Origin of the sequence: Nocardia sp. NPDC060220 (assembly GCF_042727815.1) — a bacterium.
Classification (GTDB): Bacteria; Actinomycetota; Actinomycetes; order Mycobacteriales; family Mycobacteriaceae; genus Nocardia.
This window is the reverse complement of the sequence record NZ_JBHWZY010001265.1, coordinates 1-1,413: the sequence shown is the minus strand read 5'-3', so window position 1 is coordinate 1,413 and position 1,413 is coordinate 1. Positions and strand designations below refer to the sequence as shown.

General features: G+C 67.4%; 1 protein-coding gene. It reads left to right on the top strand.

The features are described 5' to 3' along the window. Positions 1 to 196 precede the first annotated feature (196 nt). The coding region (locus tag ACFWF3_RS35905; RefSeq protein ID WP_379318617.1) for a CoA transferase at positions 197 to 1,413 on the top strand (1,217 nt) is incomplete at its 3' end.

The window sequence follows — 1,413 nt, the reverse complement described above, 5'->3', positions numbered from 1 at the left end:
GCCGGTGAAGCGTGCTCCGTTTCCCTCGGCAGGCGATGCTTGCTACCTTGTTCAGTACGTTCAACGGTAATACATACCGTATTTCAAACAGTATAGAACCGAAGAGGGAATGCGAGATCCCATGAGCGAGGCCTTCGCCACCGATGTACCCGACGCTCAGAGCGCCCGAGACCGCGCAGCCCGCGAGCGCTGTCCGATGAACGAGACCGCACGATCGGCGGCACAGCCTTTGGCCGGGCTTCGGGTGGTGGAGATCTCCAGTTTCGTCGCCGCTCCGCTGGCGGGAATGACACTGAGCCAACTCGGTGCCGACGTGATTCGGGTCGATCCCCTCGGCGGGGCGGCCGACTACCATCGGTGGCCGCTCACCGACGACGGTGCGAGCATCTACTGGACCGGTCTCAACAAGGGAAAGCGCTCCGTCGCGGCGGACCTGCGCGGCTCCGCCGGGCAACAACTGATCTCGAACCTGATCACCGACGGTGGACCAGGCGGAGGCATCCTGCTCACCAACACCGTGGGCCGGGACTGGCTCGGCTACGACACTCTCGCCGAGCGGCGACCCGATCTGATCCGGCTCGAGATCCTCGGGCGTGCCGACGGTTCGACCGCGGTGGACTACACCGTCAACGCCGCCATCGGCTTTCCGATGGTTACCGGCCCGGCCGAGCACGCGGGGCCGATCAATCAGGTTCTGCCCGCCTGGGATCTGCTCTGCGGTCTGTACGCCGCGCTGGCGATCACCGGGGCCGTGCGGCACCGCGAGGCGACCGGAGAAGGCAGCAGGATCACGTTGCCGCTGGAGGATGTCGCACTGGCGACGGCGGGAAACCTCGGTTTTCTCACCGAGGCGATGCTGTGCCAGACGCCGCGGCCGCGCCTCGGCAACGCCATCTACGGCCAGTACGGGCAGCATTTCAGTGCGGCCGACGACGCCACGTTCATGATCGTGGCCCTCACCTCCCGCCACTTTCACGCGCTCACCGAGCTCACCGGAACTCGCGCCGCCGTCGACGCGCTGGCCACGGCTCTCGACGCCGACTTCACCGACGAGGGCGCCCGCTACCACCATCGTGATGTCCTCACCGGCCTGTTCACGCCGTGGTTCCGGGCCCGCAGCGGCGTCGAGATCACCGCCGCCCTCGAACAGACCTCGATCCTGTGGGAGCGCTACCGGAGCTTTCACGAGGTCGTGACCGACCCACGGGTCACCGCCAATCCCTTGTTCGCGTCGTTGCGGCAACCCGGCATCGGCACCTACCTCGCGCCCAGTGCGCCTGCGTCGGTCGACGGCGCCCACACCGCGCCGCAAGCGGCTCCACGGCTGGGTGAACACACCGAACAGGTCTTACGCGACCGGCTTCACCTGTCGCCGGCCGACCTCGCGCGATTGCGCGAGGCGGCCGTCATCGC